Below are 26,958 nucleotides of genomic sequence, written 5' to 3'. Positions count from 1 at the left end.
ATCCGATTTACGGGGCTGGCTCTGGCGGGCTTCTTCGTCCTCGTGGGCTCGGGCTTCCTCGTCTTGCGGAGCCGCGTGATCCGGCGGGCTCGGCCTGCGGTGGCAGCCGCGCAGGGGCGCATCGACCGTTTCCGATCGTGGCAACGCTCGCAGCCAGGGTGGGTCCCCCTCGACGGCTTGCGCCGGTCTGGTCGTTGACGGCTTCGTCGACGCCGTCACCCGGTCGAGCGAACCGGTCAGTCCTGCTGGTCCGCCTCCACCGCGTCACGCAGCCGGTCGAGCACGTCCGGCACCGCTGAGCGGACCCGGCTCCAGCTCGGGATGAACGGCTTGTCGTTCGGCCGCGCCGTGAAGGCGCCGCCGGCGTCGAGGATCGCCTTGGTGAAGAGCTCCACCGCGGCTTCCTCGGCGTGCTGGTCGAACGCGAGCCCGCTCATCTCGGCTTCGTGCCGGTAGACCTCGACGATGTCGAGCGCGTTCCGGTAGTACGTCGCCTTGAGCACCCGGAACGAGTCGGACGTGAGCGGGACGCCCATCGTCGCGAGCTTCCGGAGCAGCGACTGGACGATGTCGTTGCCCATCCGGGCGAGGCCGCCGGTGCCGTCGGCTTCGGCGAGGGGCTGGTGCTTGTGGTCGTACGCGTCGGCGATCTCCACCTGGCACACCTGCCGTGTCGCGTAGTCGCGGTAGACCTCGGAGAGCATGCCGATCTCGAGTCCCCAGTCGCCGGGGATCTTCAGGCCGTTGAGCACGTGGGCGCGCATCGCGAACTCGCCGGACAGCGGGTACCGGAAGCTGCTGAGGTACTCCAGGTACTCGGACTCCCCGTAGACCTGGCGGAGCGAGCGGAGCAGGGGCCCGACGAGGAGCCGTGCGGCGCGGCCGTTGATCCGACCGTCGGCGACGCGGGCGTAGTAGCCCTTCGAGAACTCGTAGTCGAACGCGGGGTTCGCGACCGGGTAGAACAGCCGCGCGAGCATGCCCCGCTCGTACGTGGTGATGTCGCAGTCGTGCAGGGCGATGCAGTCCGCCCGCTCCGACGCCAGGGCGTACCCGGTGCAGTACCAGACGTTCCGGCCCTTGCCGGGCTCCCCCGGTGCCAGGCCCGCGCGCTCCAGTTCGGCGTCGAGCTCGCGCAGTCGCGGCCCGTCGTTCCACAGGATCCGGTGCCGCTGGGGCAGCCGCGAGAAGAACTCGCGGGCGTGCTCGAACTGCGAGCGGTCGGCGCGGTCGAGCCCGATCACGATCTCGCTGAGCCAGTCGGCCTCGGCCAGCTCGTCGACGATCCGCGACAGGGCCGGACGCTCGAGCTCGGAGTACAGCGCCGGCAGGATCAGGCTCATCGGGCGCTTCTCGGCGAAGCCCCGCAGGTCCTCTTCGAGACTCGCGGTGCTGCGGCGACCGAGGTCGTGGAACGTCGTGATGACGCCGTTCTGGTGGAAGTCGCTCATCGGTGGCTCCTGACGGACGGGGTGGTGAACCGGGTGAGGCCCTCGGTCCAGCCCTGCGGGCCGGGGGCGGTCGTGCGGTGGACGCGCTCGGGGCGGTCGTCGGCGAGTGGTCCGGGTGCCGGGCCGTGTCCGCGGACCACGACGGCGAAGTCGACGGCGTCGAGCAGCGCGGTGTCGTTCGGGCCGTCGCCGAGTCCGATCGTGCGCGGGACGGTGCCCGTCCGACGCTCGTGGTCGGCGATCAGCGTCCGGACGGCCGCGCCCTTGTCGCGGCCGGCCGGCAGCACGTGCCAGAACCGGCCGCCGCGCACCAGGTCGAGGCCGACCGCGGCGAGCGCCGCGCGGAATGCGTCCGCCCGGTCGTCGTCCTCAGCGTGCCAGAGCAGCACCTCGGACGCCTCGCGCTGCTGTGCTCGTCCGGCCGCTTCGAGGTCGAGGCCGGTCCACGCGGCGACGACCGCGTCGGTCACGTCGCCGAAGGTCTCGAAGTGCAGCTCCAGTGACTGGCGGACGCGGTCGAGTTCCGCGTGCAGCCGCTCGAGCTCACCGTCGACCGGTCCGACCAGCACGTCGCCCACCGGTCCGACGACGACCGCGCCGTTCTCCGCCACGAACGCGTGTCCGTCGAGCCCGGTGCGTGCCTGCAGCGCCGTGATCTCGGCACGCGTCTTGCTGCTGCAGAACACCACGGGGACGTCGTCCACCCGCAGCTGTTCCAGCATCGGCAGGGCCGCGTCGAACGAGTAGTCGTGGTGGTCGAGGAACGTCCCGTCGAGGTCCGTGACGATCATCAGGTCGGGTGTTGGCATCGTGCTCCGCTGGCGGCTGGCTGGGCTGCGGGCGACGATGCCCCGGACCACCCTGCCACGCGCATGCGTCGGTTGGGTGAACAAGCCGGCGTCGGTCGCGCGACGCGACCAGCGGACGGACGGGAGGCAGGCGCCAGCTGGCACCGCGCCTCCAGTCCGTCACGGCGTGGGGACCGCCGCGCGGTCACCAGGGCAGGGTGCCCTCGCGATCCGTGACGGTGCCGGTCGGCGTGTCCGCGCCGAGGGTCGCGACCCGGACGGCCGCGTCGGCGCCCTCCTCGACGCTGTGCCCGAGGTTCCCGGTGAACTCCGTCGCGGTCTGGCCGGGGTCCACCGCGTTGAAGCGGACGTCCGGCGTCGTCTTCGCGTACTGCATCGTCAGCATCGTGACCGCGGTCTTCGACGACCCGTACGCCGCGAGCGGGTACTGCGACTCCACGCGTTCGGGGTCGTGGATCATCGTGAACGACCCGAGGCCGCTCGTCACGTTGATCACCGAGGGCGCAGCGGACCGCCGGAGGACCGGCAGGAACGCGTTCGTCACACGGACGACGCCGAAGACGTTCGTCTCGTAGACGTCGCGGAGCTGGTCGACGGTCATGTCCTCGGGTGCGGTGACGTCCCCGAGGATGCCGGCGTTGTTGATCAGCACGTCGAGGTGCCCTGCCTGGTCACCGATCGTCGCGGCGGCCGCGGCGACGGAAGCGTCGTCCGTGACGTCGAGCTGCACGAACGAGGCGCCGAGTTCGTCAGCGGCTCGCCGACCGCGATCGGTGTCGCGGGCGCCGATCCACACGGTGTGCCCGGCGGCGATCAGCCGTCGCGCGGTCTCCCGGCCGATGCCCTTGTTGCCGCCGGTGATGAGGGTGTTTGTCATGGATCTCCTTGGAGCTCGTTGCTGGTGGTGAGGTGACCAGCGTGCGGCGCTGCCGGATCTCCAGCCACGGAAGGACAGTCCTACCCAGCGGCGGGTCCACACGCGGAGAATGGTCGGGTGTCCGCAGACCAGGTCGAAGCCCTCGGCGATCTCCTCCGATCGTGGCGGGGGCGGCTGACCCCCGAGGACGTCGGGATGGAGTCGTACGGTCGACGCAGGACGGCCGGGCTCCGCCGCGAGGAACTCGCGCAGCTCGCCGGTGTCAGCGCCGACTACGTGATGCGGCTCGAGCAGGGCCGCTCCCGCACCCCCTCGGCCCAGGTCGTCCAGGCACTCGCCCGTGCGCTCCAGCTCGACCGCGCCGAGACGGACCTGTTCCACCGTGCCGCCGGTCTGGCGTCTCCCCGGGCTGGTGTGGTGTCCCGCCACATCCCGCCCGGTGTCCAGCGGATGCTGGTCCGCCTGGGTGACCTGCCGCTCGCCGTGTTCGCCGCCGACTGGACACTGCTGCACTCCACGCCGCTCTGGCAGGCACTCTTCGACGCGCCGTCGGTGCGCAAGGACCCCGAACAGAACCTGATCGTGCAGACGTTCCTCGACAACAGCGTCGCCGAGATCGCGACGGCGCACGGTGGACCGGAACCGTTCGAGCGGGCGCTCGTCGCCGACCTCCGGCGCACCGCCGGAAGCCTCGGCGGCGACCCGGCGTTCCGCGCGTTCATCGTCCGGCTCCGGACCGAGAGCGAACGCTTCGCCGGGTACTGGGAGGAAGGACGAGCCGCGGCGCACCAGTCGCTCGTGAAGACGGTCCACAACCCGATCGTGGGTGACGTGGTCCTGGACTGCGACGTCGTCACCGTTCCCGACTCCGACATCAAGCTCGTCGTCTACTCCACGCCCGAGTGCGGCCCCGACGCCGACAAGCTCGACTTCCTGCGGGTGCGCGCCGTCCGCGCAGCGGCGGCCCCGGTCGCGACACGCCCGGCGGCGAAGGATCTGTGAGGATGTCCCCTCCGTGCACACTGCGGAGTGAAGGGGGTGGACATGAACCGATCAGCCGAGCCGGACAGCGCGCTCGTGGCGGCAGCAGCGCGCGGCGACCGCAGTGCGGTCACCGCGTTGTTCGACCGTCACGCCGAGACCATGACCCGGTACACGTGGGCACTGGTCACGCGGCGCATGGACGTCGAGGAGATCGTGCAGGACGCGTTCCTGACCCTCTGGCAGAAAGCCGACACCGTGGAGGTCCCCGGGGAGTCACTCCTGCCGTGGCTGCTCGTCGTGTGCCGGAACCACGCCGCGAACCTGCGGCGACAGCAGCGGCGGCACGAGGGTGTCGACCTGCCCGACGAGCTCGCGGCGCCCGAGCCGGACGACGACGCCCGCGAGCGACTGCGGTGGGTCCGCGCCGAGATCGACGCGCTCGCACCACTCGATCGCCAGGTGTGCGAGCTCTGCCTCATCGAGGGCCGCTCCTACGCCGAGGCCGCCGACCTGCTCGGCATGAGCGTCGGCGCCGTCACCCAGCGCGTGTGGCGGTCCCGTGCACGGATCAAGAAGGCGGTGACGAACGATGAACGATGAACGACGAACCGACCACGGGTCCCCGATGAGCAACGAGCCGCCCGGTGGCGACGAGATGCAGCGGATGCTCGCCGGCATGCGGCAGCAGGTCGTCAGGGGCATGCACGACAAGCCACGCCCGGCCTCCGCACGCCGTCGCGTCGGCCTCATCGTGGCGTTGATCGGCGTGCTCGGCATCGGCACCGCGAGCGGTTCGGTGGCGCTCGGACTCGTTCCGACGCCCTTCGCCGCAGCACCCGCACCCGCGCCGTCCTCTGCACCGCCGACACCGGCACCGACCGGGTCACCGTCACCGTCCGCGGCCCGCATCACGCCGACCCCGGCGCCGGCCGACACCACGGCGACGATCCCCGGGGCGTGCACCGATGCCGTGCCGGCCGCCGATGCTCCGCGCTTGTTCGGTTCGCTGGAGATCACCCAGTTCCGCCCCCAGGTACCGGGCGGCAGGACCGACTACTACATCGACCCCGAGATCCCGTTCAAGGAGGACGCGGAGCTGGTCTGTTCCTGGACACCGGGCGGTACCTCGGAGGGCGACGAGGGGCTGTTCCTCGAGATGGGCACGGCAGATCGTGACGTCCTGCAGGCCCGCCTCCGCGTCGTCGCCGACAAGGACTGGACCTGCACCGACACGCTCGGTGGACGTTCGTGCCAGCACACCGAGACGTCGATGTACTACTCGGACCGGGTGGAGACGACGCACACGTTCTTCGTGCGCGGCGACACCTGGATCTCGATCACGCAGTCGAACGTCCCGACCGACGGCCTCCTGAAAGCGCTCGTCCAGCAGACCTGGACGGACTGACCGACGGACTGGAGGCACGGCGCCAGCTGGCACCGCGCCTCCAGTCCGTCGTCACGCACGCTCAGAGCCAGTGCCGCCGCTTGAACACCGCCCACAGCACGACCGCCAGCAGGACCATCGCGACGATCGCAGCGGGGTACCCCCACACCCACCGCAGCTCGGGCATGTGCTCGAAGTTCATGCCGTAGATCGACGCGACCAACGTGGGCGCGAACAGGATCGCCGCCCAGGACGAGATCTTCTTCACCTCTTCGCCCTGCTCCATCGATGCCCGCGCCAGCCGCCGGCTCTCCTCCCCCTGCGCCAGGCTCGCGCTGGTCATCCGGCGCATCGCGTCGTTCTGCTCCTGCGTCACCAGGGTCGAGTGCAGCGTGAGGGCGTTCTCGAGCAGCGTCCGGAACGTGTCGACCCGCTCGGTCACGCGGATCGCGTGGTCGAGCACGTTCCGCAGCTGGTTCTGCACCTCGGTGTCCGTGCCGTACTTCTCGGCGCCGCGCAGCAACGCGTTGAGCATCCCGGGAAGCGGGCCGATGGCGCGCTGGAACCCGATGACCTCGCTCAGCAGCTGGTAGATCCGCCGCGAGGACGCCGGGTCGACGTCACCGTCGAACAGGTCGTCCTCGATGTCGTCGATGTCGTCCTGCAGCCCGGCGACGACCGGGGCGTAGCTGTCGATGACCTCGTCGAGGACCGCGCAGAGCACCGCCTCGGACCCGCGCCCGAGGGCGTCCGGATCGGCTTCGAGTCGCTTCCGCACGTCCGCGAGGTTCGGCTGCTCCGCATGCCGGACGGTCACGACGAAGTCGCGCCCGGTGAACAGGTGCACCTCACCGAACTCGACGGTCTCCTCGTCCTCGTCGTACCAGGCGGGTCGCAGCACCACGAACAGGGTGTCGCCGTAGCGCTCGAGCTTCGCCCGCTGGTGCCCCTTGTGCGCGTCCTCGACGGCGAGCGGGTGCAGCCCGAACTCGTCCGCGACCGAGGCCAGCTCGGTGGCCGTCGGTCGGAACAGCCCGATCCAGGCCATCGCACCGCTTCCGGCAGCGTCGAGCGCCTCGTCGGTCAGGGTGAGGTCCTGCGGCGACTCCGTTCGGGTTCCGTTGACGTAGATGCCGTTGTCGATGAGGGCCACCGGTGTCCTCCTGGTTCCGTGGTGCATGCGGGCAACCTGCCGAGCATGCCGGACCGCCGACGGCGTGCGTGCTTCCCTGACGGAGCCCTCACGCTTCGCGCCGGATTCCTGTCGGAGTCCTGACACGCCCTGGGCGCGACCCCAGGACGGACTGGAGGCACGGTGCCAGCTGGCATCGTGCCTCCAGACCGTCACGTGGCAGACGAGACGGCGTGGATCTGACGGAACGTCGGCACGACAGCGAAGATGGCGAGGTGAATCGCACCGACCGGCTCTACGGCCTCGTGGAGGAGTTGCGCGCCGTCGCCCCGCAGCCGCGGAGCGCTCGTCGTCTCGCGGAGCGGTTCGAGGTGTCGGTGCGGACCATCGAACGGGACATCTCCGCGTTGCAGCAGTCGGGTCTGCCCATCTGGGCGGAGCCCGGCCGGACCGGCGGGTACGTCATCGACGCGTCCGCGACGCTCGGCCCGGCGGGCTTCACGCCGGACGAGGCCCTCGCGGTGCTGATCGGGCTCGGCTCGCTGGGGCGCAGTCCGTTCCGGCACGCGGCACAGACCGCGGCCAGGAAGACGCTCGCGGTCATGCCCAGCGGGGACGCAGCACGAGCCAGCGCACTGGCGTCCCGGGTGCACTTCCTGGAGGACGACGAGGACACGGTCGCCCCGGCCGAGTTCGCGGCGGCCCTGCGCGCGGATCGGGTGGTGCGACTCCGGTACCGGGACGCCGTCGGAGCGGAGTCCGTCCGAGACGTCGAACCGCTGGGGTCGATCGGGAAGGACGGTCAGTGGTACCTGATCGCCTGGTGCCGGACCCGCGACGGGGTGCGGGCGTTCCGCGGCGACCGGATGCTGTCGGTCGAGGTCACCGACGAGCGGCCGGCGCAGCGCATCCTGCGATCCGAGGACCTCGCGATCCAGTACGGACGACTCCGGCCGGTCCTCGACGACTAGCGCGGTCAGTCCCCGGAAACGCGGTCGGTTTCCGGAAACACCGACAGGACGGTGTCGCGGCGGCCGGTGAAGCTGGTCGCTCCGAGTCAGCAGCACCACCGTGAGGAACCCCATGTCGTTCGCATCCGTCCGCATCATCACCGACGACCTCGAAGGCATGGTCGCCTTCTACGAACGGGTCACCGCCCAGCTGGCCGAGCGCCCCGCACCGGTCTTCGCGCAGTTCAGCGGCCCGGGTGCGACCCTCGCGATCGCGAGCACCGCCACGGTCGCCATGCTCGGCGGCGCGCTGATGCCGGCGACGAACCGTTCCGTGCTCATCGAGTTCGAGGTCGCCGACGTCGACGGCGACTTCGCCGGACTGCAGCTCGGCAGCGACGACGTCGTCCTGGAGCCGACCACGATGCCGTGGGGCAACCGTTCCGCACTGGTCCGCGACCCGGACGGCAACGTCGTCAACCTGTTCAGCAGGCCCGACGCCGCCAACTAGGCGGAGTGGCTCAGGCGGCGGCGGCGTTCGCCGACGAGCGGCACTCCTCCGGCGGCCGCCCCGCGACGGACTCCGCCGCGATGTCGCGGAGCCGCGCGAGGCGGTCGTGGGTGGCGCCGAGGGCCTCGATCTGGCGTCGGATGCGATCGCTCTCCTCGTCGAAGTGGTCGAGCATCGTCCGCGTGGCGACCCCGGTGTCGAGGAAGGGCAGGATTTCGACGATCCGCCGACTCGGCATGCCCGCCGCGTAGAGCATCTGCATGAAGCGCACCCGCGCGACATCGGGCTCGCGGTACTCCCGGTGTCCGCCCGCGGTCCGCTCCGACTCGAGGAGCCCCTGCTCCTCGTAGTACCGCAGTGACCGGACGCTGACGCCGGCCCGTTCTGCGAGTTCACCGATCCGCATCGTTCTGTCCCTCGGGCTTGATTCTCACGTTGACGTCAGGTTCTACCGTAGCGGGCATGAACCTCTCTGGAGCCACCGCCCTCGTCACCGGCACGAACCGCGGTATCGGACGCCACCTCGCCGCACAGCTGATCGCCCGCGGGGCGAAGGTCTACGCCACCGCCCGACGCCCCGAACTGATCGACCTCGAGGGCGTCGAGCGTCTCGCCCTCGACATCACCTCCCCCGCGTCCGTCGCAGCCGCCGCCGCGGTCGCGACCGATGTCGATCTCCTGATCAACAACGCCGGGATCGCGACCACGGCGACCCTGTTGGGCGATCTGGACGCAGCCCACGCCGACATGGACACGAACGTCTGGGGCACCCTGTCCGTGATCCGCGCGTTCGCACCCGTCCTGGCGGCGAACGGCGGTGGGAGCATCGTGAACATCGCCTCGGGTGCCTCGTGGCTCGCCATGCCCGGAGCCTCCGCCTACGCGGTGTCGAAGGCCGCCCTGTGGAACATGGGCAACGCGTTGCGACACGAGCTGGCCGGCCAAGGGACCGCGGTGATGTCCGTGCACCTCGGAGTGGCCGACACCGACATGACCGCGGGGATCTCGATGGCCAAGACGGACCCTGCGGATGTGGCGCGCGCCACCCTGGACGGGGTCGAGCGTGACGACTACGAGGTCGTGGTGGACGAGCAGGCCGCGTTGATCAAGCAGATGCTCGCCGGGGACCCCAAGGAGCTGTACGCGGTGGTGGCGCAGATGCTCGCGTCGTAGGAGCCGTCTTCAGGCGGCCTTCGGTACGGCCGCCAACGTGCGGCCGTGCCGGGCCGCCTGCTCTTCGGCGCGGACCCGCAGTTCGTCGGCCAGCTCCGTGAACTGATCGAGGGCGGGGTTCACCCCGACGAGCGTGAACTCGCGCGTCACCACGTCGAGGTCGGGCTGCGACTACTGAGACGGCCCGGTCGTGAGTTCGGCCACCTCGACGATCGCATCGTCCGGCATGTCGGGGTAGTAGTTCTCACGGAGCTGCTGGCCGAAGCGCCGCATGTCCGTCTCCGGCGGCTGATGCGCCTGTTCTGCCGTGAGGGTGTCGAGCCGGTACCGGTGCACGGCGGTGATCGTGCCGGCCAGTGGTTCGGCGGTCGGGTGATCGTCGAAGACGAACGTCGCCGCGCCGACCTGCACGGACTCGTTCCACCGGACGGTGGTGACCTTCTCGCCGCTGATGATCGCTTCGTGGTGCTTCTGGTGGAAGTGGACGATGCGTGGGGTTGTGTCGGCCATGCTCCCAGCTTGCCGGACTCCTCGCGGAGCGAGTGCCCCTCCCGCGCTGCGGGCTCAGCGATCGAGGAGGACCGGCAACTCGCGATCGGTCTCGGCGACCTGGGTGAGCTTCATGGCGACGGGTCGAAGCGGCCGTGACATCAACACCTTGTTGAGGAGCCCGCGGAGCGCGAGCGCGAGTCGGGACTGCGGGTAGGCCAGGGCCTTGAGTCCGCGAGGGAGGTCCTGCACATCGTCGACCAGAGGACGCATCCACTTCTCGTACGCGGTCAGCGCTGCTTCCTGGTCCTGCGTCGCGTCGGCGAGCTCCGCGGCAAGGACGTACCCGGCGGTGAGCGCGAGTGAGGCGCCGCCGCCGCCCATCGGTGTGACGCACCATCCGGCGTCACCGGCCATCACTACGTGGCCGCGGTGCCAGGTCCGCATCCGGATCTGCTGGAGCTGGTCGATGTAGACGTCCGTGGACGTGTCGAGCGCGTCCAGGACCCGCGGCGCCTCCCACCCGACTCCGTCGTACCTGCGCCGCACCGCCGCCAGTGTCTGCTCACGATTCAGACCGATGACGTCGTCCCCGGGAGAGTAGGCGAGGATCGCGCGGGTGGTGCCGTACGGGTCGGGTCGGAGGTGGACCTGGCGTCCGCGAACGGCGTTGTGCCACCGCCAACGGTCGTCATCGTTGTCGGTCCGCGGGATGGTCCCGAACACCATGGTGACGTCGAGGTCGCGCTGGTCGACGTCGCCCTCGGCGAAGACCATCGCACGGGTCCGGGACCGCACACCCTCGGCGATGACGAACAGGTCCGCGCTCAGGCGCTGTCCCTTCGCGGTCGTCACGGTGACTCCCGCAGCGTCGTCGGCGACGTCCGACACGGTGTCCCCGTAGATGAAGGAGACGCCGACCGGCAGGTTGTCGAGGATCGTCCGAGCGAGGTCGCCGCGCAGGATCTCGAGTTCCGCTGTCGCACCGCCGGCCCCGTCGGAGGGCAGTTTGGCGGTGACGGCCCCTCGCCCGTCGACGAGGACGGTGCCCGTCTCGGTGGTGTTCCGTGCCTTCACGGCGTCGAACAAGCCCATCCTGCGAAGCACGTCGCGCGCGACGCCTCGGACGTCGACGTTCTGTCCGCCGTCACGGAACGCAGCGGCGCGTTCGATGACGGTCACGTCCCATCCGGTCCGTCGGAGCCAGTAGGCGGTCGAGAGTCCAGCGATACTGGCTCCTGAGATGACAGCGGTGCGGTTTGCCATGGTGTTCCTCCGTTGCGAGCTTTACAATAGAGATACTACACAGTAAAGGAATCTGATGGACGACGTGTTCGGGATGGAGTGGGACGCGCCTCAGGTCGAGGTGATGGAGGCGCTCCAGACATGGGCGGTGGCGTTCGCGGAGCTCAACCAGCTGATGTCCTCCTGGCTCGACCTGCCGACCACAGATGCGAACGCCCTCGGACAGGTGCTCTGGGCCGACTCGTCCGGGGAACCGCTGTCGCCCGCACGGCTCGGACAGCGGATCGGTATGACCTCCGGCTCCGTGACGGTGCTGCTGAACCGCTTGGAAGCGGCCGGTCTGCTCGCACGCAGCCGCGAGCACACCGACCGGCGCCGGGTGACGCTCCGTCCGACACCGGCGGCACGGGAACGTGCGCGGGCGTTCACGGAGCGGTCGACCGCCGAGATCGCTGCCGCCCTGCAACAGGTGCCTGCAGCAGAGCTCGAGCACCACGCCGCGTTCATCCGCCGCATGGTCGGTGCCGCGTCGGATGCCGCGGACCGGCTCCGCGGATAAACGCCATCGAAGTTGCCCGGCCGATCACCAGGGTTCTCGTTGGCCGATCGGCCACCCGGACAGGGACGCGTCGGGGGAACGGTCTCGTTCGCCGGCGCCGTCGTCGTGGCGATGTGCTCACCACTCAGGACGATCGCCGTTCGGTAACGGATGGACCACCGAACGAGCCTGCCAGCGACTCAGGTTCGCTTCGACCGGTCACGCTCGGATCGGGCAGACCCGTGGAGTGCGAAGCCGATCGCTCCGACGCTCGCAGCCAGCAACCCCATCGTCGCGATGACCAGCCCTCCGGCCACGAGCCCGACGTACTGGACGCCCGCACCGAGAAGCGCCATCACGAGCCCCGCGACCAGAGTTCCGAGGCCGAACGCAAGGCCGAACACACGAGGCGGAATGCGAGGGAACATGCGTCCATCTAACTCTCGACTCTCGACTCTCCGCGATCCGCGCGCGCTGGCGAAGTGACGTCCGTGCCCGGATGTGGCGGCCACCCCGGTCCGTCGCCGGCTGCGCTCCGGACCTCCTCGACGACGACCGCGGGTCACGCCCGATCACTCGACCTCGGTGCGGTCTCGACTGGAGAACTCGGCGAACTCCTTTCGTTTCGCCGCGAGCGAGCCAGGTTCGAGCTCGCTGCCCTCCGTGTTGAGGTCTGGGCCGAACAGCCGCAGGATCCCCGGGCCGCTCGGCCCGCTGGTCTCGAGTGACACCGCGAACAGCGTCGGTGACGGAGCTCGGGTGGCGATCTCCCAATCGTCCTCGGTCTGTATCCATGCACCTTGCCAACGGACGCCGCTGCCGCCCGAGGCTGCGCGCGCATCACCGTAGCGATCAGCGCATGTCCTCGCCGAACCCGAGCAGCATCCACGGTTCCAGGTCGCTCACTCCCCCGATGCGCATCTGCGACAACGGGTGGGCTCTCAAGGGCGTTCAACGGTGACCGTTCAGCCGAGTGCCGGCGGGAGCGCCCCGATCTGCCCGAGGATGCTGAGCACGTCCGGCTGACCGACCTCGTCGACGATCAGTCCCTCGTCGAAACGGTAGAAGTTGCTCGCGTTCGCGACCACCGTCCTCCCCGTAGCGGGGACACCGAGGAACTCGCCGTCGTGCGTGCCGCGGAGTTCGAAACGTGCTGCGACCGTGTCGCCCTCGACGACGATCCGGTCGATGCTCCACTGGATGTCAGAGAACGCGCCCCGCATGATCGTCAGGATCTGCAGGTACCCCGGCAGCCCGCGCAGCGGCTCGGGCGAGAACGGCGTCAAGAACGCCGCCTCCGGTGCGATGACCGTCTCACCGATGGACGGGTCGGCGCTGTTGATGAAGTCGACGAATCGCAGGAACGAGAGGCGTGTGTCCGTGGTCATGGGCAACTACTTTACATAGCAAGTAGATGCCGTAGAGTCGAAGCATGAGCACGGACCTCGCCCCCCTCCCTGGAATCGACGCCGCGGATGACCGGACCGGGCGAGCGGCACGTCTGCACGAGTACTTCGCCGCGCTGGTGCGGCACGAGACCGACGTGTGGAACGCGGTCGAGAAGCGGATGCGGGGCGAGGGTGTGCTGAGCCTGGCCCGACTGGAAGTGTTGCGGATCGTCCAGGCAGCCCCATCGGGCGCCCGGGTGCAGGACGTCGCGACCGGCGTCGGGACGTCGATCGCTGCAGCCAGTCGCTTGCTCGACCGGCTCGCCGCCGATGGTTTCCTCGAGCGTTCGACGGACCCGGACGATCGGCGCAGTGTCCGCAGTGTGCTCTCACCCCAGGGGAGAGACGCCTTCGCCCTCGCGGACGAGCGGTTCGACCAAGCGCTGGACGCCGTGCTCTCGGATGCCGATGCCGCGGCGATCGCGGATGGTGTCGCGGCACTCGAGCGCCTGCAGTCGACGTTGGAGGCAAGGCGATGACGGCCACCATGCGGGCCGTCGTGATCGACGCACCCGGTGGGCCCGACGTGTTGCACCTCCGTGAGCTGCCGATCCCGATCCCAGGCCCGGGCCAGGTGCTGATCCGTGTGGAAGCGTTCGGGCTCAACCGGTCCGAGCTGCACTTCCGCCGCGGCATGGGCCATTTCGGGACCTTCCCACGGGTGCCCGGGATCGAAGCCGTCGGGACCGTGGAGGCAGCCCCAGGTGGAGAGTTCCCCGCCGGTACCCAAGTAGCCGGGCTGATGGGCGGGATGGGTCGCGACTTCGACGGGGGCTACGCCGAGTACACCGTCGTTCCGGCCAGCAGCGTCGTGCCGTTCCGGAGCAGCCTCGACTGGCCCCTGCTCGGCGCCGTCCCCGAGATGCTGCAGACCGCACACGGGTCGCTCACCGTGGGCGTCGGTGCCCGCCGGGGCGACACGATCCTGATCCGCGGTGGCACGTCGTCGATCGGCCTGGCGTGCATCGTGCTGGCGAAGCAGCAGGGCATGACCGTCATCGCCACCACGCGCAACCCGGACCGCACCGAGCGACTGCACGCCACTGGTGCGGACCACGTCGTGGTGGACTCGGGCAGGATCGCCGACGCGGTCCGTCGAATCGTGCCGGACGGCGTCAACGGAGCGGTCGAGTTGATCGGCACCGACACGCTGCCCGACACGCTCCGGGCGACAGCCGTCCACGGCACCGTGTCGTTCAGCGGGATGCTCTCCGACGTCTGGACCATCCCCGACTTCTACCCGATGGCGGTGATCCCCAACGGGGTGCGCCTCACCGCGTACTCCGGCGAAGCGAGCGACCTGCCGGCATCGGTGCTGCAGGCGTTCCTCGACACCGTCGCAGTCGGCACCGTGCAGGTCCCGATCGCGAAGGTGTACCCGCTCGAGGGGATCGTGCAGGCCCACCGCGACATGGAGGACGGGACCCGGTCAGGCAAGCTCGTCGTCACCATCCGATGATGGGTACGGGCTCTCCGGAACCCCGCTCTCGGGGTGGAACCCGTTCGTCCTCGACCGGGGCGCCAGCCAGTGCAAGGAAGGAAGGTCTCATGTCTCCTCGCAGCTACAAGCAGATTTCGATGGCCCGCAACTGACGGACTGGAGGCCCGGTACCAGCTGGCACCGGGCCTCCAGTCCGTCAGTGGCACGCGTCCAGGGCCTGCGCTCCTGTCGTGGCGTCCCACGCGCGCCGCCGTACCCGGCAGCACCGTCCGGTCACCCCCAGGTCAAGGGCTGTTCACCCGCTGCCGCTACCTCTGCTTGTCGGACCGCCGCCCGAGGGTCCCGATACCGGAGGACCCATGAACACCCGCACCGCACTGCCCTGCGTTGCCGTCGCCGCCCTCGCCTCGCTGGTGTTCGCGACACCGGCGCACGCCGACGAGGCCAGCTCCTACAGCAGCAAGCAGCCCTACATCGCCCCCAGCCAGTCGGACATCGACGCCTACTCGCCGGCGCCGACGGGCTACGCCCCCGTCGCCACGGAGTCGGTCGCCCGACACGGCTCCCGGGGACTCTCCGCGTACAAGTACGACGCGCTGCTGCACCGTCTCGCCGCGACCGCGCAGGCCGAGGACGGGTTCCTGACGCCGGAGATCGGGAAGGCGTTCTCCGCGAACCTCGATGCCATCACCGCGGCGAACGTCGCGAACGGCTACGGCATGCTCACCGGTCAGGGCGCCGCCCAGCACCAGGGCATCGGAGCACGAGCCGCGCAGCGCAACAAGCAGCTGTTCGCAGCTGCGGCGAAGACCGGCGGGCGTGTCGTCGCCGAGACGTCGGGTGAGTCTCGCGCGACGGAGTCGGGCGAGAACTTCTTGCGGGGCTTCGGGGCCACGGGTGTCGAGCTCGAGCCGCGCCCTGACCTGCTCTACTTCCACGAGGTCGAGAACCCGGACGGCACCGAGAAGGCCGAAGGGTCGCCCGAGCGCCAGCGGGCCCAGGCATACGAGGACTACGTCGCCGCACAGACCGGTGACGGCGGCACGATCGCGGCTGCCTTGCAGTACATCGAGGCGAAGCCGCGATCCGTCGAAGCAGCGAAGGACCTGCTCTCCGGCATCTTCACGCCCGGGTTCATCGCCGCGATCGGCACGGACAAGGCACACACCTGGTACAACACCGCCGACGGCTCGAAGGGCGGCGCGGTGGCGTGTGCGCCCGGTGCCGACACCAAGGCCGATCCCGATGCCTGCGGCGATCCGAAGAAGTCGATCAAGAGCACCGTCGATGCGGCGATGTCGCTGTACAACCTGTACATCATCGCGGCCGACATGCATGAGGAGAACGTCGCTCCGCACCAGTTCGACTTCGCGCAGTACTTCGATGGCCGGCCGGCGGATGCCGAGTGGTTCGCGTACCTGCTCGACGCCGAGGACTTCTACGAGAAGGGCCCGAGCCTCGCCGGGCACGACGAGACGTACTCGATCGCCGAGCCCCTGCTCGACGACTTCTTCGCCACGATCGACGCCCGCGTCGCCGGCGGCGACGTGGTCGCGACCTTCCGCTTCGCGCACGCCGAGACGATCATCCCGTTCGCTGCGCTGCTGCGTCTGCCGGGCTCCACCGTCGCCGCGCCCGACAATGCTGCTCCGACCTCGGACGCCGACGTCTACGACGACGCCACCAACCCGTGGCGAGGCTCGAAGGTGACGCCGATGGCGGCGAACGTGCAGTGGGACGTCGTGTCGCGAGCGGGCATCGACCCCGCTACCGGAGCGACCTACACGCCGCTCGTGCGCATGCTCTACAACGAGCGAGAGATCGCGTTCGCCTCGGGGTGCCGCGCGGTCGCCGCAGGGTCGCGCTGGGTCAAGGAGACCGAGCTCAAGCACTGCCTGACCGGCACGGCGATGGCCGAGAGCCCGCTGATCGCTGCAGCCACGCCAGGGCCAACCCCGACGCCGACGCCGACGCCGACCGTGACACCAGCGGCGCAGGGCGCCGGCGCACCGACGACCCCGGCGACGGCGCCGGCGACGGGCACGCTGGCCGCGACCGGAGCGGAGTCACCTGTCGGACCGGCGTTGCTCGCGACACTGCTCCTCCTGGCCGGTGCCGGGACGCTTGTGCTGGGTCGCCGGCGTCGCCGGCGACCCACCGAGTGACACCGACGCGGATCCGCGGCTTCTCGAAATGACCAGCCGTTGCCGGCGCCCCGCCCCAGAGGGGTGACGGCCGGACTGGAGGCACGGTGCCAGCTGGCACCGTGCCTCCAGTCCGTCAGCGTCTCGAGTCCAGGGCCACGGACGACGCGACCACGCCGCTCACGATCGCGGCGGAAGCCGCGAAACGAGCCGACGCCCAGCTGCCCCTTCCTCGGGAGCCCTCCGGGTCGTATGGTTTACAGCGTTGTAAACGGGCCGCCGCAGGGACGGCCCGCAGGTCACGGCCGTTGCACGGCCCGATGGACGACGACGTCCACGAGGAGCACCCACTTGCGCCCCATCTCCTTCCGATCCCGAGGGCTGCGCCGTGCGCTGTCGTCGGGCATCGTCGCTGCGACCGCCCTCGGCATGCTCGGGATCGCCGCGATCCCGGCCGCCGCGGACCCCGCAGCCGACCGCACCGTCGTCTCGGGCCAGGCCCGGTTCGAGGTGCTCTCCCCCACCCTGATCCGCACCGAGTACGCGGGTGACTCGCAGTTCACCGACGGCAGCACCTTCAACGTCATCGGCCGCGACGACTTCGGACCCACGACGTTCACGAAGACCGAGCGGGACGGCTGGCTGACCCTCGACACGGGCGCGATGACCGTCCGGTACAAGGAGGGCTCGGGGCCCTTCACGCAGGACACCCTGCGGACCACCGTGACCACGGCCTCCGGGCAGCGGGTCACCGGCACGCCGTGGGTGTCGACGCCGACCCCTTCGTGCACGATCGGGTCGCTCTGCGAGGCCGAGACGCTCGGGCTCACCGGCCTGTCCCTCGCGACGGACCACGCGGGCTTCACCGGAGCCGGGTTCGCCGCGGGCTTCGAGTCCGTCGGCAACGCGATGACCTTCACGACCACAGCGGAACGTGCCGACTCGTACGACCTCGCCCTGCGCTACGCGAACTCGCAGGGCGGCGACGGCCAGGTCGCCACCCGCACCCTCAGCGTGACCGTCGACGGCGGTGCCGCGAAGACGATCCGGCTCGCACCCGGCGCGAACTGGGACGACTGGAAGACCACCGCCACCACGACCCTCGACCTGACAGCGGGCGAGCACCGCGTGCGCATCGAACGCACCGCGGACGACTCCGGCCGGGTGAACGTCGACAGCCTGGCCCTGGTCGGCACCGGCGACACCTACCCGGCACCGTCGACCACGGTGACCGGCGAGGACTGTGCGTTCGGCACCGTGTGCCAGGCCGAGGACTCGGCACGCACCGCTCCGGCGACGACCGCCACGAACCACAACGGCTTCGCCGGGGACGGCTTCGTCGCCGGGTTCGAGCGTGCCGGGGCGCAGCTGACGACCCACGTCACCGGGGTGCCGGCCGCGGGCGACTACGCCCTGCAGGTCCGCTACGCCAACGGCTCCGCCGGGGCACCGACGCTCACCGCGGCCCCGACAGGTCAGCAGGCCACCACTGCACCGCTCCCGAAGACGAGCGGCTGGGACTACTGGAACACCGTCACCGTGCCGGTGCACCTGGGCGCCGGCACGAACGACGTCGTGATCGGGTGCCCGACCGTGGCGAACAACTGCAACGTGAACTTCGACACCGTCGCCGTGGTCGACACCGCGTCGCCGGTCCTCGCCGCACATGCACCGCTCGGCGGGTACCGACGCGACCTCGACACCGCCAACGGATCGGTGAAGACGAACCCGGGTCTGCTCTACCAGGACGGCTGGTCGCTCCTCGACGACAGCGCCTCGGCGCTGTACGACCAGGCGACCGACGCCGTCACCCCCGCCGGTGACCACGGCGGCGAGCGCTACCAGGACGGCTACGTCTTCGGGTACGGCTCGGACTACCGCCATGCCCTGCAGGAGCTCGCCGTCCTGACCGGTCCGACGAAGCTGCTCCCCCGCTGGGCGTACGGCGTCTGGTACTCCGAGTACTACGACCGCTCGCAGGCCGACTACCTGGCCATCGCGAAGCAGTTCGACGACGAGGACGTCCCCGTCGACGTCATGGCGATCGACACCGACTACAAGATCGGCAGCCCCACCAACCAGGGCGACAGCAAGTGGAACGGCTGGTCGGTCGACCCGTCCCGGATCCCGGACATGACCGGCCTGCTCGCCGACTGGCACGCCGAGGGCATCCACAACACCCTCAACATCCACCCGTCGATCTCGAGCCAGGACCCGCAGTTCGCGAAGGCCCAGACCACCGCGAAGGGCAAGCTCACCAAGGGCGACGGCGACCGGTACCTGTTCGACTGGTCCGACCCCGACCAGCTCAAGGCCTACTTCGACCTGCACACCTCGCTGCAGCCGAAGGGCGTCGACATGTGGTGGCTCGACTGGTGCTGCAGCGAGAACTCGAAGTACTCCGCGAACGGCGTCACCCCCGACGCGTTCATCAACCAGCAGTACGCGAAGTACACGGACCAGGCACTCGGCGGCCGGGGGCTCGCGTTCTCGCGGGCGTACGGCTCGCTGACGGCCGGTGGCTACGGCAACCCGCAGGCAGTCCCGACCGGCCCGTGGGCGGACAAGCGCACGACCGTGCACTTCACCGGCGACACCACGTCGTCGTGGGACATGCTGCTCGCCGAGGTCGGCTACACCCCCGGTGAGTCCGCAGCGACCGGCCTGGCCTCGGTCAGCCACGACATCGGTGGCCACAACGGTGCGCAGTACGGCATCGAGGGCGCCGAGGAGGGCACGACCCAGCTGCCCGAGGACCTCTACGCCCGCTGGGTGCAGCTCGGCACCTTCCAGCCGATCGACCGCCTGCACAGCAACCACAGCGACCGACTGCCGTGGCAGTACCCGGCCGCTGCCGAGGCATCGGCGAAGCGGTTCCTGAACCTCCGCGAGGCGCTGGTCCCCCTGACCTACACGCTCGCCGCCCAGGCGACCGAGACGGGCACCCCGATCCTGCAGCCGCTCTACCTGCAGTACCCCGAGGCGCAGGAGTCCTACGCCCAGGCCGGCTCGGAGTACCTGTACGGCCCGGACGTCCTCGTCGCCCCGGTCACCACCGCGAACGACGATTCCGGCACGGCAACCCGCTCCGTCTGGTTCCCGGCCGGCAGCTCGTGGACGGACTGGTTCACCGGCAAGACGTACGCCGGAGGCACCACCGCCGACGTGACGACCGACCTGAACAGCATGCCGGTGTTCGTGAAGAGCGGTGGCATCGTCCCCACCCGGACGGAGCAGGTCAAGAACGACGCCGCACCGCTCGACGCCGTCACCCTGACGGTGGCGACCGGCGCGAACGGCTCGTTCGACCTGCACGAAGACGCCAGCGAGGACAGCGTCGAGGACAGCGCTGCGAACGGCGCCGCGAAGTCGAGCGCGATGACCACGGCCGCCGCGTCCGCGAAGGCCACGGCGGGCAGCGCCTCCACCGCCGTCCGCTACACGCAGCAGGCGACCGGCGGCTCGCTCGCCATCGCCCCCGCCAACGGCTCCTTCGCCGGCCAGGTGCAGGACCGCTCGTGGACGGCGACGTTCACGAACGCCGACCGCCCCCGCACCGTCACCATCGACGGCCGGGTGATCGCGGACACCGCCTGGACCTACGACGCCGACACCCGCACCATCAGCGTGCCGGTCGCCGAACGGTCCGTGACGAAGCGGACGGTCGTCGCCTTCAGCAGCAAGGCGGCGGCAACGCCGGTCCTGCGGGTCGAGTCGCCTCGGGTGGACGCGGGCGACACGCAGACCGTGACCGGCGCCGGGTTCCCGGCCGACACCGACGTGGCGCTGGCGACCGCGCCACGCATCGGTGGTGCCACCGCGCACACCGACGCGAGTGGTGCGTTCTCGACCGACCTGCGGGTGCCGGGCACCGCGTCCGGTCGGGTGACCGTCACCGCATCGGTCGACGGTGTGGCCCTGGCTCGGGCCGCCTTCACCGTGGTGGCTGCGGCTGCTCCGGCGCCGACCACGTCGCCGGGTGCGGGCACGCCGGGCAGCGGCGCTCCGACGCCGGGTGACAGCGGATCCGCTGCACCGGGCGCGGCAGCGCCGGGCAACGGCGGCGCGGATGCGGGCAGCGAGCCGGGCGGCGCACTGGCCTGGACGGGCGCGAACCTGCTCCCCCTCGGGCTGTTGGCGGCGGCACTGCTCGCGGCCGGTGGAGTCGTGTGGACGCTGCGGAGCCGGCGACGCCGCGTGCGTGCCTGAGCCCGCCTGAGCGGTCACCCGTCACGGGCGGATGACGGACGGACGGGAGGTGGGCCCCACCAGCCGGTACCGGCGCACCGCGCCAGCGGGTGACGGCCGTGCCTGGAGGGACGCTGCCGGCTGGCACCGGGCCTCCCGTCCGTCCGTGGTCGCGCTGCAGATCCCCGATCACCGGACCGCGATGCGGCGGCAGCGGCGACCGCGGGCATCGCCCGCTCGCTCGCGTGCGCCGCGTCCGTTCTGCCGCTGATCGACGTCACGATGGCGACGGAGGCGCCACCTGCGTCTGCGCCTGTGCCTGCGCCTGGAGGAACGCGACCGCTGCAACGCTCTCGGGCGAGGAGGGGAACAGTGGCGTGATCGTCAGTCCGTCCGCCCCCGGGACGACGAGGAGCTCCCACTCGAAGTCGAGCCGCCCGAACGGCGGCACGTCCTGGACGAACGTGCCGTTGGTCAGGATCGCCACGTCGTGCCGTTCCCAGAGGTCCGCGAACTCGGCGGAGCGCGTCATCAACCCCCTGAGCACCTCGCGCATCCGGTCGTCGCCGGGGTCGGCGCTGAGCCGGAAGACGGCGACGATCTGCGCGGCCCGTGCACGCCATTCCTCGGCCTGGTACTTCGAGCGGCAGGCCTCGGAGAACACGTACTCGATCCGGTTCTGCCCACGGCTGAGGACGCCGCCGCCGATCGCTTCGCACAGTGCGTTCGACGCGACGATGTCGAGGTTCCGATCGGCGACGAAGACCGGGGTGCCGTCCCAACGGCGCACGAGCCGTCGGAGTTCGTCGCCGCTCAGCTGCCGGCCGCGCACCGTGGCAGCCGGTGCCGGATCCGCCACGCTTCTGAGGTACGCCGCCCCGTCGGCATCGAGCCGCAAGGCGCGCGCCAGGGCCGCGATCACCTGGGCCGAGGGCACGTGTTCCCGGCCCTGCTCCAGCCGCACGTAGTACTCCGTGCTGATGCCGGCGAGCTGCGCGACCTCGGTCCGCCGGAGGCCTTGGACGCGGCGCCGGTCGTCCGCCGGAAGACCGACGTCGGACGGACTGAGCGCCGCGCGTCGCGCCCGGAGGTAGCTGCCGAGCAGCGAGGCGTTGGCCGTCAAGGGGACCCGTGCTCGCCGTCAGATCCGACCATGCGCCGATCCTAGACGGACACCGCTCCGTCGCACGCTCGCAGCTCGGTCGCCACTGACGACGCGCTTCCTCGACAAAGAGCTCTCGGTCTGACATGTTAACGGTCGTACACCGGTCAGTGAGGAGAAGCCGTGACGAAGCAACAGATCACGGCAATCGCGGGCCTGCTCCTGCTGGCCATGCTGTTGACGGTCTTGATCGGGGTGTTCGACGCTCGCCGGCGTGTCGTTGCCGCGGAGGGCAACGATCTTCGCTCCGGCCAGAGCGCGTGGGTGACCGCGACGATCGACGAACTCATGCGTGCTCGGAGCGCGTTCGAACCGGGGACGAAGGTGTTCGTGGAACTCGAGGATGGTGTCCGCGCTGTTGCGGTCCTGTCCGGACAGTGGACAGACGTCCCACTGCACGACGGGCACGCACTGACCGGGCGCGCCGGCGAAGCCCTCGCCGGCGCCGACGTCAGCGTCAACGGTGACGACATCGCGGTCGGTGGCAAGACCTACAACGTGGTGGGGCGACTCGGCGTCCGGGGCGACAGCCTGCTGTCCGACGATGTGGTCCTCGCTGATCCGTCGCGGTTCTCGGCGTCACCGCAACGGCTACTCCTGGACGGCCCGAGCAGTGTCCGCCACTACGGCGCACAGTTCCCCGGCCGAAGCGTCGAGGTAATCGACGACAGCACGAACCGCAGGACGAACGTCGACGCCGTGTCACCGGTCCTGGTCGCGCTCGGCGCGCTCGTCGTCGTGCTCATCGCCGTGGTCGCAGGTTTTCAGGCTGGACGATGGGAACTCCGCACCGCCGCCGTCCGCTTCACCACCGGGATCCGACCGCTGAACACCCTGCGCAGCGCGGCCGCCAGAGTCGCTGTGATCGGCACCGCCGCCTGTACGACCGCCCTCGCGGGCGCAGCAGTCGTCAGGCAGACCACCATCCTCGACCTCGACGTCACCGCCGCAGTCGTCGCGGTCGGAACCGTCGTGCTTGCCGCGTCCGTCGCTTCGTTCTGGCAAGGAAGCCGTCGATGGAACTGCTGAACGACCTCCGGTCCAACTGGGCGATCATCGTCGCCAAGATCGTCCTGCTCGTGCTGCTCGCACTCTGTTGGTACAACGTGGCGTCGTTCACCCAGTCCACCTCGCAGGCAGTGGCCCAGGGCCTGTCCACTGATGCCGACGTCGACCTCTACACCGTGATCGACGATCTCGGCCCGGAGGCTTTCGAAGCGATCCGGCGAGACCAGCACGCCCTCGACGGAGTCGCCTCGTTCGTCGACCGCATCGACGACGATCCCGGATTCGACTGCATCTCCTCGTACGACCAGCCCGTCACCGTCCAGGACTTCCGCGGCGACGACCGCTTCGACGTCGGGTACGGCACCGAGTACACGCTCAAGGGGAAGTACCAGGACGAGTCCGGCAGGACCGTTCAGGACATCAAGTCCATCCAGCTCAACGAGACCGCGTACGAGTTCGCCGGGCTCTCCGTGCAGGACGGCAAGCCCATCGAGTGGGACGGCGTCGACTGGGGATCCGGTCGGATCCCGGTGCTGCTCGGCAACGAGTACCGCGGCGTGTACGAGCTCGGAGAGCGACTCACCGGAGCGGTCATCCTGCAGGTGCAGGAGCTCGAGGTCGTCGGGTTCCTCGAACCGGACAGTGCCCTGTACTTCCGCGGTGAAGCCAACCACTACCTCGATGACACCGTCCTCGTGCCCTACCCGCCGACACTCGCCGGACTCGACCGAGCAGCACTGGACCGGCTGGATCCCGAGCTGTTCGGACGCCTGGTGTTCCAGGTGCTCAACGCCGACCTCGCCGTGGACCGCAGCCTCGATTTCGGAGGCGTCGTCGCGCGTCTCGACGCGATCGGGGACGACACCGGCTTCCGGTCGTACACGTTGCTCGGAGTTCCGACCTACCTCGTGCAGCTCTCCCTCGTTCGCCAACTCATCCAGGACAACCTGGTGCTCGTCACCGCGCTGCTCGTCGTCCTCACCGCGGGCGTGGGCATCATCACGGCGTTCCTCCGCCGGCTCCTGCATCACCGTCGAGCGCCAGTGGCGCGCGTCCACCATCTCCTCGGGAGGAGCCCGGATGCCACGAACCGACTGTTCCGTGCAAGCCGCCTGATCGAGTACACCGCCGCGCTCGGGCTGTTCCTCACGTCCAGCGCGCTGCTCCCCAACGACAGTGCGATGGCACGACTCGGAGCCGGCACCGCCCTGCTCCTCTGGTGTGTGGCGGACGGCGCACTCGGCCGACGAGCCGTCCGCATCGAACTGACCACTCAACCGCGAAAAGGTACCCCACGATGATCGTGCTGCGCGACGTCTCCAAGACCATCACCGAGCCGGACGGATCGACCCGAGCACTGTTCAACCGACTCGACTTCGACCTTCGCGAGGACGATCGCTCGGTAGCGATCACCGGGCGCAGCGGATCCGGCAAGAGCACGCTGCTCCGGATCCTCGCCGGCCTCGACACCGACTTCGGCGGGACCTACGAGCACGACGGGCACGTGCTCGAGCGCACCGCTCACCGGATGGCGGCGCACCGACTCCGACACATCGGCGTCGTCACCCAGGACCACAGCCTCCTCGGCGACCGCAGCGTGCTCGACAACGTCCGGCTCGGAGTTCCTGCTCGCGCTGACTCCGCTGACCGAGCACATGAGGCTCTCGAGGCGGTGGGCATCAGTCACCTTGCCGCCAAGCGCCCCCGGCGACTGTCAGGAGGAGAAGCGCAGCGCGTCGCAATCGCTCGAGCCATCGCGAAGCGCCCTGCCGTCGTCCTCGCCGATGAACCCACCGGCGCACTGGACGAGACGACCGAAGACGAAGTGCTCGCCCTTTTCGACCGGCTGCAGCAAGCAGGGAGCAAGTTCGTCATCGTCACCCACAGTGAGCGCGTTGCACAGCGGTGCGGACGGCAACTCCAGCTCCACCATGAGCGACTCATAGCGCGCGGCACGTGATGGAGCCTGGAGGTGGGCCCTATCAGCCGGTACCGGCGCACCGCGCCAGCGGGGCGACGGCCGAGCCTGGAGGTGGGCCCCACCAGCCGACGGCCACACCTGCCGGATCGCGATCGCAATGAGTTCATCGCGAGAGCGAATCCGACCGCGTAGCCAGCGGCAGCGGGGATGTCAATCGACAGGGTCATGGGACCTCCACCGTTCGATCCGCCAGCAGAATGGCTGGCTCTCGGGGTCATGCACCGTGCACGTCCGAGGACTAGGGCCTCCGTGGAAGAAGGTCGTGAGCCCGAAGGTGTCGGGCGTCACGGGCGAAACCAGAAAGCGCGCGCGAGGCGACATGACATCCGGGCACAAAAAACCGACCCTAAGACCGGTTATAGGCGCGCACTATGAACGCAGGGCCAGTGTGGCACGGAACGCCGCCCTGGCATAAGCGCTGGGAGCGGTCGAGCGAAGGCGGCGATGGGCCGGACTTCGCGCGACCGCTTGAGCGGTGTCAGCGCCAGGTGGCGAGGGTGGTGGCGAGGGGCTCGGTCGGGTGGCCGATGAGCCGAGATAGGTCGCCGGTGGTTGCGGCCATTGCCCCGTCGCGCATGTTCGCGTTGAGGAGGGTGATGAACCCGGCGGTGCCCTCGTCGAGGCCAGCGGCGAGCAGCTGTTCACGCTCCTGCTCGGATGTCAGCGCGTCGTACCGCACCGGCGTTCCGAGGACGTCAGCTGCAGCCGCGGCGAACTCGGTGTAGTTCCAAGCGACGTCGCCGGAGAACTCGTACGCCTTCCCCTCGTGCCCCTCGGTGCTGAGCACGACAGCGGCGCCCTCAGCGAGGTCGCGGCGGGTGGCGCTGGAGATGCGGCCGTCCCCGATGCTGTTCGCGATGTCGCCGCGGCTGCGGGCGGCTTCGAAGTCCTGGACGTGGTTCTCCGTGTACCAGCCCATGCGGAGGAACGTCGCCGGGATGCCGGAGGCGCTGATGTACTCCTCGGTCGCCTTGTGCTCGTCGGCGATGATCAGGATCGTCGTCGGCGCCTCGAGCGCGGACGTGTAGACGAGGTGCTTGACGCCCGCTGCCTTGGCGGCATCGACGGCGTTCTTGTGCTGGGGCAGACGCTGCCCGGGGTCACCGGTGGAGATCAGCAGGACGGTCTCGACGCCCTGCAGCGTGTCGGCGAGGCCCTCTGGCTGGTCGAGGTCGATCTGAGCCGTCCGGAAGCCCTGGCCTTCGAGTTCGGCGAGGCGGTCGGCGTTCCGGCCGAGGGCGAGAACGTCGCCGGCGGGGATGTCGCGTTCGGTGAGGAAGTGGAGGACGTCGCCGCCGAGCTTGCCGGTGGCGCCGAAGATTGCGATGGTCATGGTTGGTTCCTTTCGTTGGAGCGGAAGAGAGGTCAGGCTGCTTGCGTGCGCGACGCGAGGAGGGCCGCCAAGGTGTTCCGGTCCAGCGCGGCGCCGAAGACCGGAGTCTCAGGCTGGAGTGGCGCGCTGTCCTCGAGGCGCCCGGCGTCGACGGGGTCGAAGCCGACGGCGTCGACGAATCGCATTACCGTCGCGACAGCAGGTTCGTCGTTCCCGGCGACAGCGAGGGCGATGTGCCCTGCCGTCTCGGAGGGCTTGGCGAGGTCTTCCATCTGGTGGTAGCCGAGGTGGTTGAACGTCTTCACCACCGTCGCCGTCGGCAGTGCGCGCTGGATCACGACGCTGGAGGGCCGGTCGGTGTCCTCGAACTCGGGGAGGACGCCGTCGATTGGCGGCCAGTAGTTCATGACGTCCACGACGGTATGGCCGGCGAAGAGTTCCGGGTCTAGGTCCCGGAAGCGGCGCAGCGGCACGGCGATGATGACGAAATCGATGCCCGCGGTGACGTGCTCGACGTCGGTGACGACGACGCCGGGTGCCACGTACTGCATCATCAGTTCGGTGTCCTCGATGGTTCCGGACGACGCGATCTGTACCCGGTAGCCGGCGGTGAGGGCGAGGCGGGCGATGGCGGTGCCGGACTTCCCGGCCCCGATGATGCCGATGCTGCTCGGCGCGTGCGCGGCTGATGTGGTCATGGATGCTCCGCT

The 26,958-nt window shown here is 69.9% G+C and carries 27 protein-coding genes; 14 read left to right on the top strand and 13 right to left on the bottom strand.

What is annotated here, in order from left to right; all coding sequences use genetic code 11:
- Positions 1-236 precede the first annotated feature (236 nt).
- From DEJ03_RS12105 to DEJ03_RS12095, 3 genes are all read right to left on the bottom strand, one after another.
- Entirely contained in the window at positions 237-1,451 is a 1,215-nt protein-coding gene (locus tag DEJ03_RS12105) for a glycosyl transferase (protein ID WP_027464806.1), read from the bottom strand.
- Positions 1,448-2,260, bottom strand: a complete 813-nt coding sequence (locus tag DEJ03_RS12100) for a mannosyl-3-phosphoglycerate phosphatase (protein ID WP_146237713.1) — start codon at positions 2,258-2,260, stop codon at positions 1,448-1,450. The genes DEJ03_RS12105 and DEJ03_RS12100 overlap by 4 nt, the downstream gene beginning before the upstream one ends.
- Before the next feature lie 184 nt (positions 2,261-2,444).
- The gene (locus DEJ03_RS12095; RefSeq protein ID WP_071404288.1) at positions 2,445-3,137 is read right to left on the bottom strand and encodes an SDR family NAD(P)-dependent oxidoreductase; all 693 of its coding nucleotides are present in this window, start codon (positions 3,135-3,137) and stop codon (positions 2,445-2,447) included.
- Between the two features lie 117 nt (positions 3,138-3,254).
- Between DEJ03_RS12095 and DEJ03_RS12090 the strand changes: the two genes are divergently transcribed.
- Genes DEJ03_RS12090 through DEJ03_RS12080 form a run of 3 tightly spaced genes read left to right on the top strand, consistent with a single transcriptional unit; the run spans position 3,255 to position 5,526 of the window.
- Positions 3,255-4,139, top strand: a complete 885-nt coding sequence (locus tag DEJ03_RS12090) for a helix-turn-helix transcriptional regulator (RefSeq protein WP_110864783.1) — start codon at positions 3,255-3,257, stop codon at positions 4,137-4,139.
- A 42-nt stretch (positions 4,140-4,181) separates the two neighbouring features.
- Entirely contained in the window at positions 4,182-4,721 is a 540-nt protein-coding gene (locus tag DEJ03_RS12085; RefSeq protein ID WP_083389453.1) for an RNA polymerase sigma factor, read from the top strand.
- 25 nt (positions 4,722-4,746) lie between these two features.
- Positions 4,747-5,526, top strand: a complete 780-nt coding sequence (locus DEJ03_RS12080) for a hypothetical protein (RefSeq protein WP_110864782.1) — start codon at positions 4,747-4,749, stop codon at positions 5,524-5,526.
- Positions 5,527-5,587: 61 nt separating this feature from the next.
- On the opposite strand, the gene DEJ03_RS12075 is transcribed toward DEJ03_RS12080, so the two are convergent.
- On the bottom strand, positions 5,588-6,658 hold the full coding sequence (locus tag DEJ03_RS12075) for a magnesium and cobalt transport protein CorA (protein ID WP_110864781.1): 1,071 nt from the start codon (positions 6,656-6,658) through the stop codon (positions 5,588-5,590).
- A gap of 254 nt (positions 6,659-6,912) precedes the next feature.
- Between DEJ03_RS12075 and DEJ03_RS12070 the strand changes: the two genes are divergently transcribed.
- Positions 6,913-7,608 (top strand): YafY family protein, encoded by a 696-nt coding sequence (locus DEJ03_RS12070; protein ID WP_110864830.1) that lies wholly within the window; start codon positions 6,913-6,915, stop codon positions 7,606-7,608.
- A 112-nt stretch (positions 7,609-7,720) separates the two neighbouring features.
- Positions 7,721-8,098: a VOC family protein gene (locus DEJ03_RS12065; RefSeq protein WP_110864780.1), complete on the top strand. Its 378-nt coding sequence runs from the start codon at positions 7,721-7,723 to the stop codon at positions 8,096-8,098.
- A gap of 10 nt (positions 8,099-8,108) precedes the next feature.
- On the opposite strand, the gene DEJ03_RS12060 is transcribed toward DEJ03_RS12065, so the two are convergent.
- Positions 8,109-8,504 (bottom strand): MerR family transcriptional regulator, encoded by a 396-nt coding sequence (locus DEJ03_RS12060; protein WP_110864779.1) that lies wholly within the window; start codon positions 8,502-8,504, stop codon positions 8,109-8,111.
- A 56-nt stretch (positions 8,505-8,560) separates the two neighbouring features.
- Here DEJ03_RS12060 and DEJ03_RS12055 point away from each other — a divergent pair, with 56 nt between their 5' ends.
- Positions 8,561-9,271, top strand: a complete 711-nt coding sequence (locus DEJ03_RS12055; protein ID WP_071404295.1) for an SDR family oxidoreductase — start codon at positions 8,561-8,563, stop codon at positions 9,269-9,271.
- A 9-nt stretch (positions 9,272-9,280) separates the two neighbouring features.
- Here DEJ03_RS12055 and DEJ03_RS17975 read toward each other — a convergent pair whose 3' ends face one another.
- Genes DEJ03_RS17975 through DEJ03_RS12045 form a run of 3 tightly spaced genes read right to left on the bottom strand, consistent with a single transcriptional unit; the run spans position 9,281 to position 11,026 of the window.
- The gene (locus tag DEJ03_RS17975) at positions 9,281-9,421 is read right to left on the bottom strand and encodes a hypothetical protein (RefSeq protein ID WP_181422692.1); all 141 of its coding nucleotides are present in this window, start codon (positions 9,419-9,421) and stop codon (positions 9,281-9,283) included.
- Between the two features lie 21 nt (positions 9,422-9,442).
- Positions 9,443-9,781: an ASCH domain-containing protein gene (locus tag DEJ03_RS12050; RefSeq protein WP_110864778.1), complete on the bottom strand. Its 339-nt coding sequence runs from the start codon at positions 9,779-9,781 to the stop codon at positions 9,443-9,445.
- Between the two features lie 54 nt (positions 9,782-9,835).
- Complete coding sequence (locus tag DEJ03_RS12045) at positions 9,836-11,026, bottom strand: FAD-dependent monooxygenase (protein WP_110864777.1); 1,191 nt, start codon at positions 11,024-11,026, stop codon at positions 9,836-9,838.
- A gap of 55 nt (positions 11,027-11,081) precedes the next feature.
- On the opposite strand from DEJ03_RS12045, the gene DEJ03_RS12040 reads away from it, so the two are divergent.
- Entirely contained in the window at positions 11,082-11,564 is a 483-nt protein-coding gene (locus tag DEJ03_RS12040) for a MarR family winged helix-turn-helix transcriptional regulator (RefSeq protein WP_110864776.1), read from the top strand.
- Positions 11,565-12,115: 551 nt separating this feature from the next.
- Here DEJ03_RS12040 and DEJ03_RS17970 read toward each other — a convergent pair.
- The gene (locus tag DEJ03_RS17970) at positions 12,116-12,274 is read right to left on the bottom strand and encodes a hypothetical protein (RefSeq protein WP_181422691.1); all 159 of its coding nucleotides are present in this window, start codon (positions 12,272-12,274) and stop codon (positions 12,116-12,118) included.
- A 234-nt stretch (positions 12,275-12,508) separates the two neighbouring features.
- Positions 12,509-12,931: an ester cyclase gene (locus tag DEJ03_RS12030; protein WP_110864774.1), complete on the bottom strand. Its 423-nt coding sequence runs from the start codon at positions 12,929-12,931 to the stop codon at positions 12,509-12,511.
- A gap of 44 nt (positions 12,932-12,975) precedes the next feature.
- Here DEJ03_RS12030 and DEJ03_RS12025 point away from each other — a divergent pair, with 44 nt between their 5' ends.
- The 4 genes from DEJ03_RS12025 (at position 12,976) to DEJ03_RS12010 (ending at position 20,785) form a co-directional block, all read left to right on the top strand.
- Positions 12,976-13,470, top strand: coding sequence for a MarR family transcriptional regulator (locus tag DEJ03_RS12025; protein ID WP_110864773.1), 495 nt, complete (start codon positions 12,976-12,978; stop codon positions 13,468-13,470).
- Positions 13,467-14,450 (top strand): zinc-binding alcohol dehydrogenase family protein, encoded by a 984-nt coding sequence (locus tag DEJ03_RS12020; RefSeq protein WP_110864772.1) that lies wholly within the window; start codon positions 13,467-13,469, stop codon positions 14,448-14,450. Before DEJ03_RS12025 ends, DEJ03_RS12020 begins: the two co-directional genes overlap by 4 nt.
- Positions 14,451-14,791: 341 nt before the next feature.
- A complete protein-coding gene (locus DEJ03_RS12015) occupies positions 14,792-16,597 on the top strand; it encodes a histidine-type phosphatase (RefSeq protein WP_110864771.1) in 1,806 nt (601 codons plus the stop codon).
- Positions 16,598-16,927: 330 nt separating this feature from the next.
- Positions 16,928-20,785 carry a TIM-barrel domain-containing protein gene (locus DEJ03_RS12010; protein ID WP_220034135.1) on the top strand — a complete coding sequence of 1,286 codons (3,858 nt, stop codon included), beginning with the start codon at positions 16,928-16,930 and terminating at the stop codon, positions 20,783-20,785.
- Positions 20,786-21,041: 256 nt separating this feature from the next.
- Here the strand turns inward: DEJ03_RS12010 and DEJ03_RS12005 are convergent, their stop codons facing one another.
- On the bottom strand, positions 21,042-21,887 hold the full coding sequence (locus tag DEJ03_RS12005) for a helix-turn-helix domain-containing protein (RefSeq protein ID WP_110864770.1): 846 nt from the start codon (positions 21,885-21,887) through the stop codon (positions 21,042-21,044).
- Between the two features lie 162 nt (positions 21,888-22,049).
- On the opposite strand from DEJ03_RS12005, the gene DEJ03_RS12000 reads away from it, so the two are divergent.
- The 3 genes from DEJ03_RS12000 to DEJ03_RS11990 are packed head-to-tail and all read left to right on the top strand — an operon-like array spanning position 22,050 to position 24,894.
- Complete coding sequence (locus DEJ03_RS12000) at positions 22,050-22,955, top strand: hypothetical protein (RefSeq protein WP_110864769.1); 906 nt, start codon at positions 22,050-22,052, stop codon at positions 22,953-22,955.
- The gene (locus tag DEJ03_RS11995; RefSeq protein ID WP_110864768.1) at positions 22,943-24,235 is read left to right on the top strand and encodes a hypothetical protein; all 1,293 of its coding nucleotides are present in this window, start codon (positions 22,943-22,945) and stop codon (positions 24,233-24,235) included. The genes DEJ03_RS12000 and DEJ03_RS11995 overlap by 13 nt, the downstream gene beginning before the upstream one ends.
- Positions 24,232-24,894 (top strand): ABC transporter ATP-binding protein, encoded by a 663-nt coding sequence (locus DEJ03_RS11990; protein ID WP_110864767.1) that lies wholly within the window; start codon positions 24,232-24,234, stop codon positions 24,892-24,894. Before DEJ03_RS11995 ends, DEJ03_RS11990 begins: the two co-directional genes overlap by 4 nt.
- 499 nt (positions 24,895-25,393) lie before the next feature.
- Here the strand turns inward: DEJ03_RS11990 and DEJ03_RS11985 are convergent, their stop codons facing one another.
- Positions 25,394-26,248 carry an SDR family oxidoreductase gene (locus DEJ03_RS11985; RefSeq protein ID WP_110864766.1) on the bottom strand — a complete coding sequence of 285 codons (855 nt, stop codon included), beginning with the start codon at positions 26,246-26,248 and terminating at the stop codon, positions 25,394-25,396.
- Positions 26,249-26,280: 32 nt separating this feature from the next.
- Positions 26,281-26,946, bottom strand: a complete 666-nt coding sequence (locus DEJ03_RS11980) for an NADPH-dependent F420 reductase (protein WP_110864765.1) — start codon at positions 26,944-26,946, stop codon at positions 26,281-26,283.
- Positions 26,947-26,958: the final 12 nt, after the last annotated feature.

The organism is Curtobacterium sp. MCLR17_043, assembly GCF_003224215.1.
GTDB classification, from domain to species: Bacteria; Actinomycetota; Actinomycetes; order Actinomycetales; family Microbacteriaceae; genus Curtobacterium; species Curtobacterium flaccumfaciens.
This window is presented reverse-complemented; position numbering and strand designations above follow the sequence as displayed.

Bases quoted from the DNA above. Each gene is read 5' to 3' on its own strand.
- DEJ03_RS12105 (WP_027464806.1), bottom strand. From the start codon at position 1,451: ATGAGCGACTTCCACCAGAACGGCGTCATCACGACGTTCCACGACCTC.
- DEJ03_RS12100 (WP_146237713.1), bottom strand. From the start codon at position 2,260: ATGCCAACACCCGACCTGATGATCGTCACGGACCTCGACGGGACGTTC.
- DEJ03_RS12095 (WP_071404288.1), bottom strand. From the start codon at position 3,137: ATGACAAACACCCTCATCACCGGCGGCAACAAGGGCATCGGCCGGGAG.
- DEJ03_RS12085 (WP_083389453.1), top strand. From the start codon at position 4,182: ATGAACCGATCAGCCGAGCCGGACAGCGCGCTCGTGGCGGCAGCAGCG.
- DEJ03_RS12080 (WP_110864782.1), top strand. From the start codon at position 4,747: ATGAGCAACGAGCCGCCCGGTGGCGACGAGATGCAGCGGATGCTCGCC.
- DEJ03_RS12065 (WP_110864780.1), top strand. From the start codon at position 7,721: ATGTCGTTCGCATCCGTCCGCATCATCACCGACGACCTCGAAGGCATG.
- DEJ03_RS12060 (WP_110864779.1), bottom strand. From the start codon at position 8,504: ATGCGGATCGGTGAACTCGCAGAACGGGCCGGCGTCAGCGTCCGGTCA.
- DEJ03_RS12055 (WP_071404295.1), top strand. From the start codon at position 8,561: ATGAACCTCTCTGGAGCCACCGCCCTCGTCACCGGCACGAACCGCGGT.
- DEJ03_RS12050 (WP_110864778.1), bottom strand. From the start codon at position 9,781: ATGGCCGACACAACCCCACGCATCGTCCACTTCCACCAGAAGCACCAC.
- DEJ03_RS12045 (WP_110864777.1), bottom strand. From the start codon at position 11,026: ATGGCAAACCGCACCGCTGTCATCTCAGGAGCCAGTATCGCTGGACTC.
- DEJ03_RS12040 (WP_110864776.1), top strand. From the start codon at position 11,082: ATGGACGACGTGTTCGGGATGGAGTGGGACGCGCCTCAGGTCGAGGTG.
- DEJ03_RS12030 (WP_110864774.1), bottom strand. From the start codon at position 12,931: ATGACCACGGACACACGCCTCTCGTTCCTGCGATTCGTCGACTTCATC.
- DEJ03_RS12025 (WP_110864773.1), top strand. From the start codon at position 12,976: ATGAGCACGGACCTCGCCCCCCTCCCTGGAATCGACGCCGCGGATGAC.
- DEJ03_RS12020 (WP_110864772.1), top strand. From the start codon at position 13,467: ATGACGGCCACCATGCGGGCCGTCGTGATCGACGCACCCGGTGGGCCC.
- DEJ03_RS12015 (WP_110864771.1), top strand. From the start codon at position 14,792: ATGAACACCCGCACCGCACTGCCCTGCGTTGCCGTCGCCGCCCTCGCC.
- DEJ03_RS11995 (WP_110864768.1), top strand. From the start codon at position 22,943: ATGGAACTGCTGAACGACCTCCGGTCCAACTGGGCGATCATCGTCGCC.
- DEJ03_RS11990 (WP_110864767.1), top strand. From the start codon at position 24,232: ATGATCGTGCTGCGCGACGTCTCCAAGACCATCACCGAGCCGGACGGA.
- DEJ03_RS11985 (WP_110864766.1), bottom strand. From the start codon at position 26,248: ATGACCATCGCAATCTTCGGCGCCACCGGCAAGCTCGGCGGCGACGTC.
- DEJ03_RS11980 (WP_110864765.1), bottom strand. From the start codon at position 26,946: ATGACCACATCAGCCGCGCACGCGCCGAGCAGCATCGGCATCATCGGG.